At 69.9% G+C, this 15,850-nt stretch carries 16 protein-coding genes and 1 pseudogene; 14 read left to right on the plus strand and 3 right to left on the minus strand.

All coding sequences use genetic code 11. The features are described from left to right. Positions 1-180: 180 nt before the first annotated feature. The 14 genes from KLK06_RS12000 (at position 181) to hypE (ending at position 12,090) form a co-directional block, all read left to right on the plus strand. Positions 181-2,124 carry a fibronectin type III domain-containing protein gene (locus tag KLK06_RS12000; RefSeq protein WP_214635424.1) on the plus strand — a complete coding sequence of 648 codons (1,944 nt, stop codon included), beginning with the start codon at positions 181-183 and terminating at the stop codon, positions 2,122-2,124. 243 nt (positions 2,125-2,367) lie between these two features. Next, positions 2,368-3,408, plus strand: a complete 1,041-nt coding sequence (locus KLK06_RS12005; RefSeq protein WP_214635425.1) for a hydrogenase expression protein HypE — start codon at positions 2,368-2,370, stop codon at positions 3,406-3,408. Positions 3,409-3,426: 18 nt separating this feature from the next. Then, positions 3,427-5,220: a nickel-dependent hydrogenase large subunit gene (locus KLK06_RS12010; RefSeq protein WP_308168207.1), complete on the plus strand. Its 1,794-nt coding sequence runs from the start codon at positions 3,427-3,429 to the stop codon at positions 5,218-5,220. 9 nt (positions 5,221-5,229) lie between these two features. Beyond that, positions 5,230-5,745 (plus strand): hypothetical protein, encoded by a 516-nt coding sequence (locus KLK06_RS12015; RefSeq protein WP_214635426.1) that lies wholly within the window; start codon positions 5,230-5,232, stop codon positions 5,743-5,745. An 11-nt stretch (positions 5,746-5,756) separates the two neighbouring features. Next, positions 5,757-6,449: a DUF5947 family protein gene (locus KLK06_RS12020; RefSeq protein ID WP_214635427.1), complete on the plus strand. Its 693-nt coding sequence runs from the start codon at positions 5,757-5,759 to the stop codon at positions 6,447-6,449. Then, a complete protein-coding gene (locus KLK06_RS12025) occupies positions 6,446-6,658 on the plus strand; it encodes a hypothetical protein (protein ID WP_214635428.1) in 213 nt (70 codons plus the stop codon). The genes KLK06_RS12020 and KLK06_RS12025 overlap by 4 nt, the downstream gene beginning before the upstream one ends. After that, positions 6,655-7,326, plus strand: a complete 672-nt coding sequence (locus KLK06_RS12030; RefSeq protein ID WP_214635429.1) for a DUF6084 family protein — start codon at positions 6,655-6,657, stop codon at positions 7,324-7,326. The genes KLK06_RS12025 and KLK06_RS12030 overlap by 4 nt, the downstream gene beginning before the upstream one ends. A 3-nt stretch (positions 7,327-7,329) precedes the next feature. Continuing rightward, positions 7,330-8,325: a hypothetical protein gene (locus KLK06_RS12035; protein WP_214635430.1), complete on the plus strand. Its 996-nt coding sequence runs from the start codon at positions 7,330-7,332 to the stop codon at positions 8,323-8,325. Continuing rightward, positions 8,309-9,091, plus strand: coding sequence for a hydrogenase maturation protease (locus KLK06_RS12040; RefSeq protein ID WP_250905183.1), 783 nt, complete (start codon positions 8,309-8,311; stop codon positions 9,089-9,091). Before KLK06_RS12035 ends, KLK06_RS12040 begins: the two co-directional genes overlap by 17 nt. Before the next feature lie 51 nt (positions 9,092-9,142). Further along, positions 9,143-9,250 (plus strand): hypothetical protein, encoded by a 108-nt coding sequence (locus KLK06_RS63025; RefSeq protein ID WP_374197106.1) that lies wholly within the window; start codon positions 9,143-9,145, stop codon positions 9,248-9,250. Positions 9,251-9,258: 8 nt separating this feature from the next. Next, entirely contained in the window at positions 9,259-9,621 is a 363-nt protein-coding gene (locus KLK06_RS12045; RefSeq protein ID WP_214635431.1) for a hydrogenase maturation nickel metallochaperone HypA, read from the plus strand. Continuing rightward, positions 9,599-9,871 carry a HypC/HybG/HupF family hydrogenase formation chaperone gene (locus tag KLK06_RS12050; RefSeq protein ID WP_214635432.1) on the plus strand — a complete coding sequence of 91 codons (273 nt, stop codon included), beginning with the start codon at positions 9,599-9,601 and terminating at the stop codon, positions 9,869-9,871. The genes KLK06_RS12045 and KLK06_RS12050 overlap by 23 nt, the downstream gene beginning before the upstream one ends. 21 nt (positions 9,872-9,892) lie before the next feature. Continuing rightward, entirely contained in the window at positions 9,893-11,020 is a 1,128-nt protein-coding gene (hypD, locus tag KLK06_RS12055; protein ID WP_214635433.1) for a hydrogenase formation protein HypD, read from the plus strand. After that, entirely contained in the window at positions 11,017-12,090 is a 1,074-nt protein-coding gene (hypE, locus tag KLK06_RS12060) for a hydrogenase expression/formation protein HypE (protein ID WP_214635434.1), read from the plus strand. Before hypD ends, hypE begins: the two co-directional genes overlap by 4 nt. A 90-nt stretch (positions 12,091-12,180) precedes the next feature. Here hypE and hypF read toward each other — a convergent pair. The 3 genes and pseudogenes from hypF to KLK06_RS12075 all read right to left on the minus strand — a co-directional run. Further along, positions 12,181-14,394, minus strand: a pseudogene (gene hypF / locus KLK06_RS12065) (carbamoyltransferase HypF); the annotation flags it as partial. A 15-nt stretch (positions 14,395-14,409) separates the two neighbouring features. Further along, positions 14,410-15,054, minus strand: a complete 645-nt coding sequence (locus KLK06_RS12070; RefSeq protein ID WP_214635435.1) for an SIS domain-containing protein — start codon at positions 15,052-15,054, stop codon at positions 14,410-14,412. Then, the gene (locus KLK06_RS12075) at positions 15,051-15,815 is read right to left on the minus strand and encodes an SIS domain-containing protein (protein ID WP_250905184.1); all 765 of its coding nucleotides are present in this window, start codon (positions 15,813-15,815) and stop codon (positions 15,051-15,053) included. The genes KLK06_RS12070 and KLK06_RS12075 overlap by 4 nt, the downstream gene beginning before the upstream one ends. Between the last annotated feature and the right edge of the window lie 35 nt (positions 15,816-15,850).

Consider the following 15,850-nt stretch of genomic DNA (forward strand, 5'->3'; position numbering starts at 1 on the left):
CACGCTAATCACAAAGGAACGTAAATATCCGTTGACGTCGACGTGGCTACGCAGTGTAATAATTCAATTTCAGTGAGTGATATCGTGCTGTCCATGCTCAGTCACAGGTGGGCACCCGGTCCGCCGTCGCACACTCGATGGGAATGCAGATCGCTGAGCGCCGGGTCGCCCGAGGGCATCATGACCCACATCCGGCGGGCGGTCGCGCTCAGCACAATGGTGGCGCTGTCCACCGTGCTCGGATGGGCCGGCCTCACCACGCTGATGCCCGTACCGTCAGCCTTGGCGGTGTCGGCGCACGCCACCACGATCGCGTCCGGCTACAGCCACACCTGCACGATCCATAGCGGCAAAGCTTACTGCTGGGGCAGCAACGCCAATGGCGAACTCGGCAACAACACCACGTCCGTCAGCCCGACGACCACGCCGGTCGCCGTGTACACGGGCGGGGCGTTGGCGGGCAAGACACTCACCCAGATCGTCGCGGGCCAGTCGTTCACCTGCGCGCTGGACAGCGTCGGCAAGGCCTACTGCTGGGGCTGGAATCCTTACGGGCAGCTCGGGGACAGCTCGTTCACCCAGCGGACAGCGCCCGTCGCCGTGACCACCGCCGGTGCGCTCTCCGGCAAAACCCTCACCCAGATCGGCGCCGGTAACTCCTTCGCCTGCGCGCTGGACAGCCTCGGCAAGGCCTACTGCTGGGGATACGACGGGGAGGGGGAACTGGGAGACAACTCGACCACCAACAAGAACGCACCGGTCGCCGTGATCGCCAACGGCGCACTCAACGGCAAAACCCTCACCCAGATCGGCACCGGCTACGAGCACACCTGTGTGCTGGACAGCCTCGGCAAGGCCTACTGCTGGGGATACAACAGTTTTGGACAGCTCGGCAACAACTCCACCACCCAGAGCGCGGTGCCGGTGGTCGTCGCCACAATCGGCACCCCGATCAGCACCAAGACCCTCACCGAGATCAGAGCCGGAAACTGGTTCACCTGCACGCTGGACAGCCTCGGCAAGGCCTACTGCTGGGGCAGCGGTGCCAACGGACGGCTCGGCAACAACTCCACCGCCCAGAGTCTGATAGCGGTGACCGTCACCACCACCGGTACCCCGATCTCCGGCAAGACCCTCACCCAGCTCACCGCAGGCGGCTCCCACGCATGCGCCCTGGACAGCGCCGGTCTCGCGTATTGCTGGGGCTTCAACAGCACCGGACAACTCGGCAACAACTCCACGACCCAGGCCTTGACGGCAGTGACCGTCAACGCCTCCGGCGTTCTGTCCGGCAAGACCCTCACCCAGATCAGCGGCGGGAATGACTACACGTGCGCATTGGACAGCGCCAACACCGTGTACTGCTGGGGCGCGAACGCCTCAGGCCAGCTCGGTGACCGCACCACCACTCAACACCTCGTCGCCGTACTGGTCACCTCCCAGCCGCCCACTGGTGTCGCCGCCACACCCGGCGACACCACTGCCGCCATTTCCTGGACCGCGCCGGAATTCCTGAACTCCAGCACCGGCTACACCGCCACGGCCAGCCCAGGCGGGGCGTTCTGCACGACAGGAGGGGCGCTCAACTGTACGATAACCGGCCTGACCGATGGCACCACGTACACCATCACGGTCGTCACCTTGATGACCGTTGGCACGTCAGATCCCAGTGCGAGCACCACCGTCGTACCCACCGGTTTCCTGACGATCACCGTACCGGCGTCAGCCTCACTCCCTTCGGCGGCGGCCGGCACGACCACCAGCGCTTTCCTCGGCACCATCACGGTCACCGACAACCGGGCGGTGGCGGGCTTGACCTGGACCGCCACGGTGTCGACGACCACGTTCACCACCGGCGGCGCGACGACCGCCGAGACCATCTCGAAGACCTCCATCACCTACTGGTCCGGCACGGCCACCTCGACCACCGGCACCGGAACCTTCACCCCCGGACAAGCCACCGCCGGCAACAAACAGGACCTCAGCGTGTCCCGCACGGCCTTCACCCTGACCGGGGGAAACAACGTCAACACCGCCGCCTGGAATCCGACCTTGGGCGTGAACGTACCCGCCCAAGCGATAGCGGGCACATACACCGCCACGGTGACCCACTCGGTCACCTGACGCACCGCCGACCTGCCGCGCTACCGGGTGATGCTCGGCTCACATGACGCCTTGGAAGGTCCGCGTGCTTTCGCGGAGCGCAGGCCTCCGTGCTGGAGAAGTGCATGAATCGGCAAGGGAAGTGACCTGGTCGTCCGCATTCCTCCATCGCCGTGGTCACTATGTGCATCGTGCGCTTACTCCGTGTCATTGGCGGCGATACCTAACGCATTACGCCCAACTGCCGAGACGGGGGCCGTGGACATGAGCGAAACCACGACGGACACCGCTGTGGACGAGGTGCACATTCTGTGGACCTCGGAGGGCATGAGCTGCGACGGCGACACGGTCTCGGTGACGGCGGCTTCCCAGCCGAGCCTCGAAGAGGTGCTGCTCGGCCTGGTGCCCGGACTGCCGAAGGTGCGGCTGCACAACAAGGTGCTGGCGGCGGAGACGGGCAGCGACTTCATGGCCGCCTTCCACCAGGCCGCGGAGGGCGGCCTACGCCCGTTCGTCTTCGTCGTCGAGGGGTCGATCCCCAACGAGAAGATCAACGGCGAGGGTTACTGGACGTCGATGGGGAACGATCCGGTGACCGGGCAGCCGATCACCGTCAACCAGTGGATCGACCGGCTCGCGCCGCAGGCGTGGGCGGTGGTCGCGATAGGCACCTGCGCGACGTACGGCGGCATCCACGCGATGGCCGGGAACCCGACGGGCAGCATGGGACTCGGCGACTACCTGGGCCACGACTTCCGCTCGGCCGGCGGGCTGCCCATCGTCAACGTGCCGGGCTGCCCGGTGCAGCCCGACAACTTCATGGAGACCCTGACCTGGCTGCTGTACCAGGCCGCGGGGCTGGCGCCCATGATCCCTCTCGACAAGCAGCTGCGGCCGACCTGGTTGTTCGGCAAGACGGTGCACGAGGGGTGCGACCGGGCCGGCTACTACGAGCAGGGCGACTTCGCCAAGGACTACAACTCACCCAAGTGCCAGGTCAAGGTCGGCTGCTGGGGCCCGGTGGTCAACTGCAACGTCCCCAAGCGCGGCTGGATGGGCGGGATCGGCGGCTGCCCCAACGTGGGCGGCATCTGCATCGGCTGCACGATGCCCGGGTTCCCCGACAAGTTCATGCCGTTCATGGACCAGCCACCCGGTGCGCTGGTCTCCTCCACCGCGACCGGCGCGTACGGATCGCTCATCCGCAAGCTGCGCGGCATCACCAACAGGACGGTCAACAAGGAGCCGAAGTGGCGCCACAACGAGCCTGAGTTGACGAGTGGCTACCAACCGGAACAGCGCTAGGCGAGAGGGAACAACGCGGTGACCATCCGATCCAAGGAGGCTCAGGAGACTCGGCAACTGGTCGAGATGTCCTGGGATCCCATCACCCGCATCATCGGCAACCTGGGGATCTACACGAAGATCGACTTCAACAACAACGAGGTCGTCGAGTGTAAGAGCACCTCCTCGTTGTTCCGGGGCTACAGCGTGTTCATGCGCGGCAAGGACCCGCGGGACTCGCACTTCATCACCAGCCGCATCTGCGGCATCTGCGGCGACAACCACGCGACCTGCTCGGTCTACGCGCAGAACATGGCGTACGGCATCAAGACCCCGCCACTGGGCGAGTGGATCATCAATCTCGGCGAGGCTGCCGAGTACATGTTCGACCACACGCTGTTCCAGGACAATCTGGTGTTCGTCGACTACTGCGAGCAGATCGTCAAGGAGACCAACCCCAGCCTGCTGCGCAGGGCGGAGACCACGGAGGCGCCGCACGCCGACGTCCACGGGTATCGGACGATCGCCGACATCATGCGGGCGTTCAACCCGTTCACCGGCGCGATGTACCGCGAGGCACTGCAGGTGAGCCGGGTCACCAGGGAGATGTTCTGCCTGATGGAGGGGCGGCACGTGCATCCCTCGACGCTCTATCCGGGCGGCGTGGGCACGGTGGCGACACCCCAGTTGTTCACCGACTACCTGTCCCGGCTGCTCAGGGTCCTCGACTTCATCAAGAAGGTCGTCCCGGTCAACGACGACCTGTTCGACTTCTTCTACGAGGCGCTGCCCGGATACGAGGAGGTCGGCCGGCGGCGGATCATGCTGGGCTGCTGGGGCTCCTTCCAGGACCCGGCCGTCGTCGACTACGACTACCGGACCATGGGCGAGTGGGGCCGGGGCATGTTCGTCACCCCGGGCATCGTCCTGGACGGCGAGCTGCGCACCACGAGCCTGGTGGACATCAACCTCGGCATCCGGATCCTGCTGGGCAGCTCGTACTACGACGACTGGCAGAACGAGGAGATCTTCGTCAGCCACGACCCGCTCGGCAACCCCGTGGACCGGCGCCATCCGTGGAACCAGACGACGCTGCCGAAGCCGCAGAAGCGGGACCTGGCGGACGGCAACTACAGCTGGGTCATGAGCCCCCGCTGGTACGACGACCGCACCGGCGATCACCTCGCGCTCGACACCGGCGGCGGGGCGCTCGCCCGGCTCTGGACGACGGCGCTGGCCGGCATCGTCGACACCGGATTCGTCCGGGCGACCGGTCACAGCGTGGAGATCAACCTGCCCAAGAGCACGCTCCTGCCGGAGATGAGGTTCGAGTGGAAGGTGCCCCAGTGGTCCAACACGATCGAGCGCAACCGGGCCCGCATCTACTTCATCGCCTACTCCGCCGCGATGGCCTTCCACTTCCTGGACAAAGCGATGGCCGAGGTACGGGCCGGCCGGACGAAGGTCTTCACCGACTTCGACGTGCCCGATGACGCGATCGGCTGCGGTTTCCACGAGGCGGTGCGCGGGGTTCTGTCGCACCACATGGTGATCCGCGACGGCAAGATCGCCAACTACCACCCGTACCCGCCCACGCCGTGGAACGCGAGCCCTCGCGACAGCTACGGCACTCCCGGCCCGTACGAGGACGCCGTGCAGGGGATGCACATCTTCGAGGAGAACGGCCCGGAGAACTTCAAGGGCATCGACATCATGCGTACGGTACGCAGCTTCGACCCCTGCCTCCCGTGCGGTGTCCACATGTACCTCGGCGACGGGAAGGTGCTCAAGCAGGTGCACTCCCCGACGCTGGGCACGAGCGTCTCCGGATAGGGGCGGGCGATGTCACTGACCGACCGCGCGGCCGCCGAGCGGGTGGCCCGGGTCGACGCCCTGCTGGACGGCGTCGAGTCGCTGCCCGACCCCGGGCCCACCGTCGAGGTGCTCCAGGCGCTGCTCGACCTGTACGGCGAGGCTCTGGCCCGGATCGTCGCGATCGGCGGGGACACGCTCGGGCCCGCGCTCGCCGAGGACGAACTGGTCGCCTACCTGCTGTTGCTGCACGGCCTGCATCCGATGGACGTGTCCGCCCGAGTCGAGCGGGCCGTGAGCCGCGTACGACCCCGGCTCGGCGGCTCGGCCGTCGAGGCGGTGACCGTGGCGGACGGCGTGGCGAGGGTGCGGCTCCAGCGCGGTCGCGGTGGCTGCGGTGGCGCGGCCGATCCGTCGGGCCTGCTGGAGGAGGCGATCCAGAACGCCGCCCCGGAGCTCGACCGGGTGGAGATCGAGGAGGTCGGCCCGCCCCCCGTCCTGATCACCATCGACACCCTGCGCCGCCCCGGCACCCGGGCGTCATGAGGGAGCACGGCATGGCGCCACGGGGTCTGCGCGGCCTCATCAACCGAGCAGCCGACCGGCCTCGGGACGACACCGACCGGCCGGCCGGGAGGTCCCCGGCGGACCAGGACGCCGACCAGTGCCGGTGCGAGCTGTGCGCCGCACCCATCCCGGCCGAGCACCGGCACCTGCTCGAGCCGGCGGCCCGCGAACCACGCTGTGCCTGCCGGCCGTGCGCCCTGCTCTTCGACCACCCACCGGCGGAGGGCGACCACTACCGCCTGGTGCCCGACCGCCGCTGGTACCTGCCGGACTTCGCCCTCGACGACGCCACCTGGGAGTCCCTGGAGATCCCCGTACAAATGGCGTTCGCCTGCCGCGACTCCTCCGACGGCCGGACCGTGATCCGGTACCCCGGCCCGGCCGGAGCGGTCGAGGCCGCGACCGCTCCGGCCGCCTGGGCCGAGGTGGAAGCGGCCAACCCCGTGCTGCGGCACCTGGCCCCGGACGTGGAGGCGCTCCTGGTCAACCGGACCGGCGGCGCGCGAGACCACTGGCTCGTGCCGATCGACGACTGCTTCGCCCTCGTCGCCGTGCTCAGGTCCCGGTGGAAGGGCCTGGCCGGTGGCCAGGACGTCTGGAACGGGGTCGGCGCCTTCTTCACCGAACTGCGGGGCCGGGCCAAGCCCGTGCCCGCGGACCTGTCGAAAGGAGTTCCACGATGACCGGCAACATCAAGGTGGGCCGCCCCCAAGTGCGGCCCGACGCGCCCGCGCACCTGAAGGGCGTCCATGAGGGGAACGCGCTCGGCAACTACGAGAAGCAACCGGGCCACCTCCCCGGCGGCTTCTCGACGGCGGCGCGATCCACCGGCATCAACCCGCGGGACCACGACCCGATCGACCCGGCCATGCCCAACCTGTCCCCGGCATGAAGCCGACACCGAACAGGGACGACGCACGGCCGCCGGAGCTGAGGTTCGCGGTCGAGAAGGCCGAGGCGGTGGACTTCGCCGCCGTGCCGACGGTGCGGTTCACGCTGCGGATCGACGGCGCCGGCGCGCCGCCGGTCCGGTGCCTCGCGCTGGACACCCAGATCCGCGTCGCCGCCGCGCGGCGCCGCCACGACCCGCCGACCCGGCGGCGGCTCACCGAGCTGTTCGGCGCGCCCGAGGAGTGGGGCAGGACGTCGAGGAGCCTGCTGTGGGCGCGGGTGGTGACGCAGGTCCCCGGGTTCGACGGGGGCACGATCACGAGCATCGACGTGAGCTGCACCTACGACTTCGAGGTGGCGGTCGCCAAGTACTTCCACACCCTGCCGGACGGCGAGGTCCCGCTGGACTTCCTGTTCAGCGGGACGATCTTCTACGCCGACGCCGGCCTGCTCCGGGTGGCCCGGATCCCCTGGGACACCGACGCCGCGTTCCGGATGCCGGTCCAGGTCTGGAAGGACGTCATGAACCACTACTTCCCGCGCAGCGCCTGGCTCCGGCTGGACCGCGAGGCGTTCGACCGGCTGTACGACTACAAGATCCAGCACACGCTGACGAGCTGGGAAGACGTGGTGGGGAAACTGCTGGCGAGCGAACCGGGTGGTGGCTGACCGATGGACGCGGTGACACAGATCGCGCGCGCGGTGCTGTACGAGGGCTACCTGCTGTGGCCCTACCGCCGTTCGGCGCTCAAGAACGCGCAGCGCTGGACCCTGGGCGGCGTCTACCCGGAGCGGTGCGGTGAGACGGGCGACCCCTCGCTGATGCGCACGCAGGTCCTGATTGAGGCGGACCCGATCGACACCGTCGACGTCCGGGTGTGCTTCCTGCACGCCGTCGCCCGCGAGGTGGCCGGTGAGGACCTCGTGCCGGTCCCGGAGCTGGTGGCCGGGGGCGAGCGCCACGTGGCCAGGGAGGAGGCGGCCGAACGGGAGGTCGCCGTGTTCGGGCTCGACCTCGCGGGGCTCGTCCAGCAGCCGGCCGTGGTGGACATCGACATAGCCGAAGGCGCGGACGTCGAATGGCTGACCGGCCCCGACGGGCAGCGGGCCGGCGCGCTTTCGCGGAGCTGGCAGGCGCTGCGCGGGCGGATCGAGATCAGGGCCGAACGCCCGCGGCCCGGCGTCTTCCGGATCACCGTCGAGGTCGGCAACACGACCGGCTGGGCGGGCGAAAGCCGTACCGAGGCGCTGAAACACACCTTCCTCTCCGCGCACACGGTCCTGCACGCGCCACGCGGACGGTTCGTCTCGCTGACGGACCCGCCGGAGGAGCTGCGGCCCCTGGCGGAAGGCTGCGACAACGCCGGCGCCTGGCCGGTCATGGTGGGCGAGGAGGGCGAGCGGCACACGATGCTCGCGGCGCCGATCATCCTCTACGACTATCCCCGGATCTCCCCGGAGAGTCCCGGAGATCTCTTCGACGCCACCGAGATCGACCAGTTGCTGACCCTGAGCGTGCTCGCCCTGACCGAGGAGGAGCAGCGGGAGATCCGCGACGGCGATCCCCGGGCGCGGGAGATCCTCGACCGCTGCGCCTCGCTCTCACCCGATCGGCTCATGCGGCTGCACGGCACCCTACGGAAGGAAGGACATGACGGCGACCGATGACTTCTGGGCCCGGATGGAACGACGGGGGCCGGACACCGTGATCGTGGACGGCGCGACGCTCGGCGCGGGCAGCCGGGTGCGGCTGCGCCCGCGCTCGCGGGCGGACATCTTCGACCTCGCCCTGGACGGCCGGGTCGCCGTCATCGAGAGCGTCGAGCAGGACGAGGCGGGCGGCATCCATCTGGCCGTCACTCTTGAGGACGATCCGGGCCGCGACCTGGGAGAGGCGAAGCTGCCCGGGCACCGGTTCTTCTACTCCGCCGAGGAGGTGGAGCCGATCGTGGCGGACAGCCGGACCGCACGCGTCCTGGTCGCCGGCATCGGCAACATCTTCCTCGGCGACGACGGCTTCGGCGTCGAGGTGGCGCGGCGGCTGTCGGCCGAGCCGCTGCCCGCCGGGGTGGACGTGGTCGACTTCGGGATCCGCGGCATGGACCTGGCCTACGCCCTGCAACGCGGCTACGACACGGTGATCTTCGTGGACGCCGCGCCCCGCGGCCACGCTCCCGGCACGCTGACCGTGCTCGAACCGGCGGAGCCGGAGGCGGGCGTGCCCATGGAGACCCACGGCATGGATCCGGTACGCGTGCTCCGGCTGGCCGCCGAGCTGGGCCGGATACCACCACGGGTGCTCGTCGTCGCCTGCGAACCGGCGACGGTGATGACCGGGGCGCCGGACGAGGACGTACGGGTCGAACTGAGCGAGCCGGTACGCGCGGCCCTCGGCCCGGCCCTGGAGACGGTCCGGTCCCTTGTCGAGACTTGATCGAAGTAATCGACGGACCGGGGTTCCGGAAAACCGAGGAGGTGGAAACGGATGAGGAAGGGGCCTCTGGTGGGGCTGGTGGCGGTGGTCGCGGTGGTCGCGGTGATCGCCGTGCAATGGCCGGAGATCAAGCGCTATCTGAACATGACAAGGATGTAGGGCAGTTCATGCATGAGATAGGAATGTGCGAGGGACTGGTCGACCTGGTCCGTCAGCACGCGGACGGCCGGCGGGTGGCCGGCGTGCGGGTCCGGATCGGCGCCCGCCATGCCGTCGTCGGTGAGGCGTTCGACCAGGCCTTCGCGTTCGCGGCCCTGGGCAGCGCGGCCGAGGGCGCCGCCCTCGACCTCGTCGTCACGCCCGTCACCGTGGACTGCGGCACCTGCGGCCACACGTCGGAGTCCGTCGACGTGCTCGCCGTCTGCCCGCGGTGCGGCGACGACGACGTGGCCGTCCACGGCGGCGACGAGCTGGTCCTCGAATCGGTCCAGTTCGAGGGGGAAGCCGATGTGCCTCGGGATTCCCGGTGAGCTCGTGGGGACCGTCGAGGAGTTCACCGACCTCGCCATGGTGGACGTCAGCGGAGTACGCCGCCGCATCAACATGGGGCTGCTCGCCGACGACGACCTCAAGCCCGGCGACTGGGTGCTCGTCCACGTGGGATTCGCCCTGTCGAAGATCTCCGAGTCCGAGGCCAAGGCCGTGATGGACATGCTGCACGGGATCGGGCAGGCGTACACCGACGAGATCGACGCGCTCAAGGAATCGGACATCTCATGACCCTCGTCTGCAAGGAGCCCGATGCGATTCGTCGATGAGTTCCGCGACGCCGAAACGGCCCGGGCGCTGGCGGCGCGGATATCGGCCCGGTGCGAGCCGGGACGCCGGTACAAGTTCATGGAGGTGTGCGGCGGACACACGCACACCATCTACAAACACGGCATCGAGGACTACCTGCCGGAGGCCGTGACGCTCGTACACGGGCCGGGCTGTCCCGTCTGCGTCATCCCCATGGGACGGGTGGACGACGCCATCCACATCGCCCGTCAGCCCGATGTGATCATGACCTCGTTCGGCGACATGATGCGGGTGCCCGGGGGCGAGTCCACGTTCCTCGACGCCAAGGCAGAGGGCGCGGACATCCGGATGGTCTACTCGCCCCTCGACGCGCTCAAGATCGCCCGGACGCATCCGGACCGGCGGGTCGTGTTCATGGCGATCGGCTTCGAGACCACGGCGCCGTCGACGGCGGTGACCGTGCTGCGGGCGGCCGAGGAAGGCATCGAGAACTTCTCCGTCTTCTGCAACCACGTCCTGATCATCCCGGCCATCAAGGCGATACTCGACTCGCCCGACCTGCGGCTCGACGGCTTCATCGGGCCCGGCCACGTCTCCACGATCATCGGCTGCCGGCCGTACGAGTTCATCGCGCGCGACTACCGGCAGCCGTTCGTGGTTGCCGGGTTCGAGCCGCTCGACATCCTCCACTCGGTCGACATGCTCCTCGGCCAGCTCGCCGAGGGCCGTGGCGAGGTGGAGAACCAGTACGCGCGGGTGGTGCCTTGGGACGGCAACCGGATCGCCATGGAGGCGATCGGGACGGTGATGCGCGTACGCCCGCACTTCGAATGGCGCGGGCTCGGCTTCATCTCCCACTCGGCGCTGGGCATGGCCGAGGAGTACGCCGCCTTCGACGCGGAGCGGATATTCGACATCCCCGGTACGCGCATCGCCGATCCCAAGGCGTGCCAGTGCGGTGAAGTGCTCAAGGGCGTGCTCAAACCGTGGGAGTGCAAGGTGTTCGGCACCGCGTGCACCCCTGAGACGCCGATCGGGACCTGCATGGTCTCGTCGGAGGGGGCGTGCGCGGCGTACTACAACTTCGGCCGGTTCAGCCGGGAACGAGTGCGGGAGGCGACCCGGGCATGACCACGGAGAAGCAGGTCCTCGACCGGATCGAGCGCATCCGGCGCCGCCGCCCGGTGGTGCGGGAGGAACGGATCACGCTGGCGCACGGCTCCGGCGGCAAGGCGACCCGGAACCTGATCGACGCGATCTTCCTGGAGGCGTTCCGCAATCCGCTGCTCGCCCCGCTGGAGGACGGGGCCACGCTGGCGCTCGACGGCTCGCGCGCGGTGTTCACCACGGACGCGTTCGTGGTCTCCCCGCTGTTCTTCCCCGGCGGCGACATCGGCGACCTGGCGGTCAACGGCACCGTCAACGACCTCGCGGTATGCGGCGCCCGCCCGCTGTATCTGTCCGCCGGGTTCATCCTCGAAGAGGGGTTCCCGATCGGCGACCTGCGGCGGATCGTCGCCTCGATGGCCGCCGCGGCCGAGGCGGCGGGCGTCTCGATCGTCACCGGCGACACCAAGGTCGTCCAGCGGGGGAAGGCCGACGGGTGTTATGTCACCACTGCGGGCGTCGGCGTCGTGGACCGCCCCGGCACGCCGTCCATCTCCGCGGCCCAGCCCGGCGACGCGGTCATCGTGTCCGGTCCGATCGGTGAGCACGGCGTGGCCATCATGCTGGCCCGCGGCGAGCTCGGCATCGAGGCGGACACGCTCTCGGACACCGCCCCGCTGAACGGGCTGGTGGCCGACCTCCTGGACGCCCTGCCCACGCAGGTGCGGACGTTGCGGGATGCCACCCGAGGCGGCGTGGCCACTGTGCTGAACGAGGTGGCGACCGCCTCGGGCGTCACCGTGGTGATGGACGAGGAGTCCGTACCGGTCCAGCCGGCGGTCACCGGTGTGTGCGAGCTACTCGGGATCGACCCGCTGTACGTCGCCTGCGAGGGCCGGCTGGTCGCCGTCGTGGACGGCGAGCACGCCGAGCGGGCGGTCGAGATCATGCGGAGCCATCCGGTCGGCGCCGGAGCCGCGATCATCGGCTGGGTGGGGGAGGACCCGCCCGGCCTGGTGCTGCTGAAGACCTCCTTCGGCGGCACCCGCATCGTGGACATGCTGGTCGGCGACCCACTGCCACGCATCTGCTGACGCTCGGTCCCGCTGCCGCGAATCTGCCGACGCTCGGTCCCGAGCGCCGGCAGATGACGCTCTGTCCCGAGCCCCCGCCACTGCGGCCTGCCCGAGACTGATGCCGCCGTCGTTGCAGGGCACGCGCCGGTGCAGCAGTACGCGCAGGCCGTGGCGGCGCAGCCCGTCGACCACGGCGCCGAGCAGGAGGGTGTTGCAGAACACCCCGCCGGACAGCGCGGCCACCTCCAGACCGGTGGCGGCCGCGACCCGGGTCGCCGCCGTCACCACCGCCGTGGCCAGCCCGTGGTGGAACCTCGCCGCGATCACCTCCGGCGCCTCTCCCCGGCGCAGGTCGCTGACGACCGCGCGGATCAGATCGGTGGTACGGATGACCGTCCCGGCGACGGTGACCGGATACCCGCCGCGGACCCCCGGGTCCGCCCGCTGCTCCAGCTCCACCGCCGCCTGTCCGTCGTAGGTGATCGTGTCTCTGACCCCGAGGAGCGCGGACACCGCGTCGAACAGCCGGCCCGCGCTCGACGTCACCTGGCCGGCCGGGCCGTTCGCCACGAGGGCCGCCACGGCCGGCCACCGGTCCTGGTTGCGGCGGACCACTCCGAGGTCGTCGAAGGAGCCGGGGCCGAACGCGCTGTGCAGGAAGGCCGCGGCCATCCGCCAGGGCTGCCGGATCGCCGTGACGCCGCCGGGCATCGGCACCGGCTCCAGATGCCCCGCCCGCTCGAAGGCCGCCAGGTCGGCCACGAGCAGCTCGCCGCCCCAGATCGTGCCGTCCGTGCCGTAGCCCGTACCGTCGAGGGCGATGCCGACGACCGGGCCGGTCTCGCCGTTGTCGGCCAGGCAGGACGCGATGTGGGCGTGGTGGTGCTGCACGCCGAGCGGCTGAACGCCGTCGAGGGTGAGGGCGTACTTGGTGGACAGGTACTCCGGGTGAAGGTCGTGGACCACCACCTCCGGCTCGATCCCGAACAGCCGCCGGAAATGGGCGACCCCGCCGGCGAAGGCCTGCATCGTCGCGTAGTTCTCCAGGTCGCCCAGATGCTGGGAGACGAACGCGTGGCTCCCCGTGGCCAGGCAGAACGTGCTCTTGAGCTGCGCTCCGCACGCGAGAACCGGCCGGGGGAACGCCCAGGGCAGCGCGATCGGCGCGGGCGCGTGCCCACGGGCTCGCCGTACCGGAACCTCCGTGTCACGAAAAATCCGGACCACCGAGTCGTCGAGCCCCGTGTGGATCGGCCGATCGTGGGTGAGGAAGGCGTCGGCGGCCAGCCGCCGCGCGTCCTCGTCGCGGTGCGCGATGGGCTCACCGGACAGATTTCCGCTGGTCAGCACATAGGGGCGGCCCAGCTCCCTGGCCAGCAGATGATGCAGAGGCGTGTACGGCAGCAGCACGCCGAGGTCCCGGTTGCCGGGCGCCACCGAGGCGGCGATGGGGCAGCCGGGGCGCCGCGGCAGCAGCACGATCGGGCGGCGCGGGCCGGTGAGGGCAGCCACCACCCCGCTCGCCGCACCGTCCAGATCACACAGCTCTCGTACGGCGGCCAGGTCCGGCGCCATCACGGCGAACGCCTTGTCCCCGCGGTGTTTGCGGGCCCGCAGCGCCGCGACCGCGTCCTCGTCGGCGGCGTCCACCGCGAGGTGGTGGCCCCCGAGTCCCTTCACCGCGAGGACGGATCCGCTGCCGAGCAGCCCCGCCGCCTCGGCCACCGGGTCACCCGCGATCACCGCGCCGCCGGACGTGTGCAGCGTGAGCGTGGGACCGCAGCCGGGGCAGCACACCGGCTGGGCGTGGAAGCGGCGATCACCGGGATCCCGATATTCGGCCTCGCATGCCGTACACATGGCGAAGCGCCGCATGGTGGTGGCGGCGCGGTCGTACGGCACCGACGTGATGATCGTGAACCTGGGACCGCAGTTGGTGCAGTTGACAAAGGGGTACCGGTAGCGGCGGTCGGCCGGATCGAACAGCTCGGCCAGGCAGTCGTCGCAGGTCGCCGCGTCCGGTGACACCTGCGCGCGGCGGGATCCGCCGGTCACGCTCTGGACGATCCGGAAGCCGTTGGCGCCGGTGGGCGACACCGGTGCCACGCTCACCCGGTCCACGACCGCCAGCTCGGGCGGGTTCCGGCGGACCGCCTCGATCAGCGCGGTCACCGCCTCCGGAGGGCCTTCCACCTCGATGAACACCCCGGAGCCGTCGTTGGCGACCGTGCCCGACAGGCCGTACCGGATGGCCACGCCGTGGACGAACGGCCGGAACCCCACGCCCTGGACGATGCCCTCGACCCGGATCCGGGAGCGCACGATCCGGTCCAACGGTCAGGCCGCCTCGTCCAGCGCCCGCTGGACCGACTCCCACAGCACATGGCACACGGTGGCCTGCGCCTCCTGAATCCGATGGACGGACGAGGACGGGATGACCAGCAGGTGGTCGACGGCACCGCACTCGGCCAGTTGGCCGCCCCCCGAGCCGGCGAGCCCGACCGTCACCATGCCGAGGCGCTTGGCCTCCTGGAGTCCACGCACCACGTTCACCGAGCCGCCGCTCGTCGAGATCCCCATCGCGATGTCCGCACCGGTGCCCAGGGCGGCGAGCTGCCGGGCGAAGACCGCGTCGAAGCCGATGTCGTTGGTGAGCGCGGTCAGCAGCGCGATGTCGGCCGTCAGCGACATGGCCGGCAGCCCGCGGTGCCCGTCTCCCGGCGCGAGGAACAGGTGGGCCACCGCCTGCGCGTCGGTGCTGCTGCCGCCGTTGCCGAAGGCGAACAGGCGGCCCCCGCCGGCGAACGCCTCGGCGAGCGCTTCGCCGCACGCGGCGATCCGCGGACCGAACAGGGTGAGCACCTCCCGCCGCAGCGCGACGATCTCCCGAGCCTTCTCCACCGTGGACCGGGTCACCGTGTCCAGCAGCGGTTCGGCGTCGCTCTCGGCTGCGGACAGGAAAGGGTAGAGCGCGTCGGTCACGGCCTTCTCTCCACTACCGCGATGGCCTCTTTCGCGTGCACCAGGACCACGTCGCCCGCCCGCACGTCGACCAGCCGCACGCTGATCTCCTCTTCGCCGTCGGGGGTGTCGGCCAGCGCGAGGTGTCCGGGCCGCAGGGCGGTGATCCGGACGGGTACGGCCGCGTCCGAGCAGGTCACGCATACCTCGTCCGGGCACTCCTCCGTCAGCCGGGGGTCGTTCAAGAACACGTGCACCAACTCCCAGAGGACGTGATATGTCGTCATATGGATCTCTCGGGCGATCAGCGGATCACGGCTGCGCGCCACGAGAAGGTGATCGACCACCGGCAGGTCGACGCCGGTCTTCGTCAGCGCGAGCGTCATCATGCCCAGGTCGTGCGCCGCCGCGAGCCCCGCCGCCACCTCGCCGCCGGCCTCGTCGATCGTGATGCCCACCGCGATGTCCCCGGCCCGCCCGAGCAGCCGCAACTGGCTCGCGAAGACTCCCGCGTGGGCGAGCCCGCTCAGCGCCGACGCGTCGTTGGCCAGCGAGACAGCCGGCAGCGCCCGCTTCCCCACGATCACCGGATGAACGAACTCCACCGCGAGATGCGCCGCGTCGGCCGCCGACTGGCCGGTGCCGAAACTCAGCAGCCGCCCGCCCCGCTGGAATCGCCGGGCCACGTCCTGACACGCTCGGGCGATCGGCTCGGCATCCTCCGCCAGCGCGAGGCCCGCCGCGTCCCGTTCCTGAAGAGACGTGCCGAGAACGTGTGTCATGAACGGTCCTTTCCGCGGCTCTCGATGCGCTGTGC

Origin of the sequence: Nonomuraea sp. NEAU-A123, from assembly GCF_018603905.1 — a bacterium.
Lineage (GTDB): Bacteria > Actinomycetota > Actinomycetes > Streptosporangiales > Streptosporangiaceae > Nonomuraea.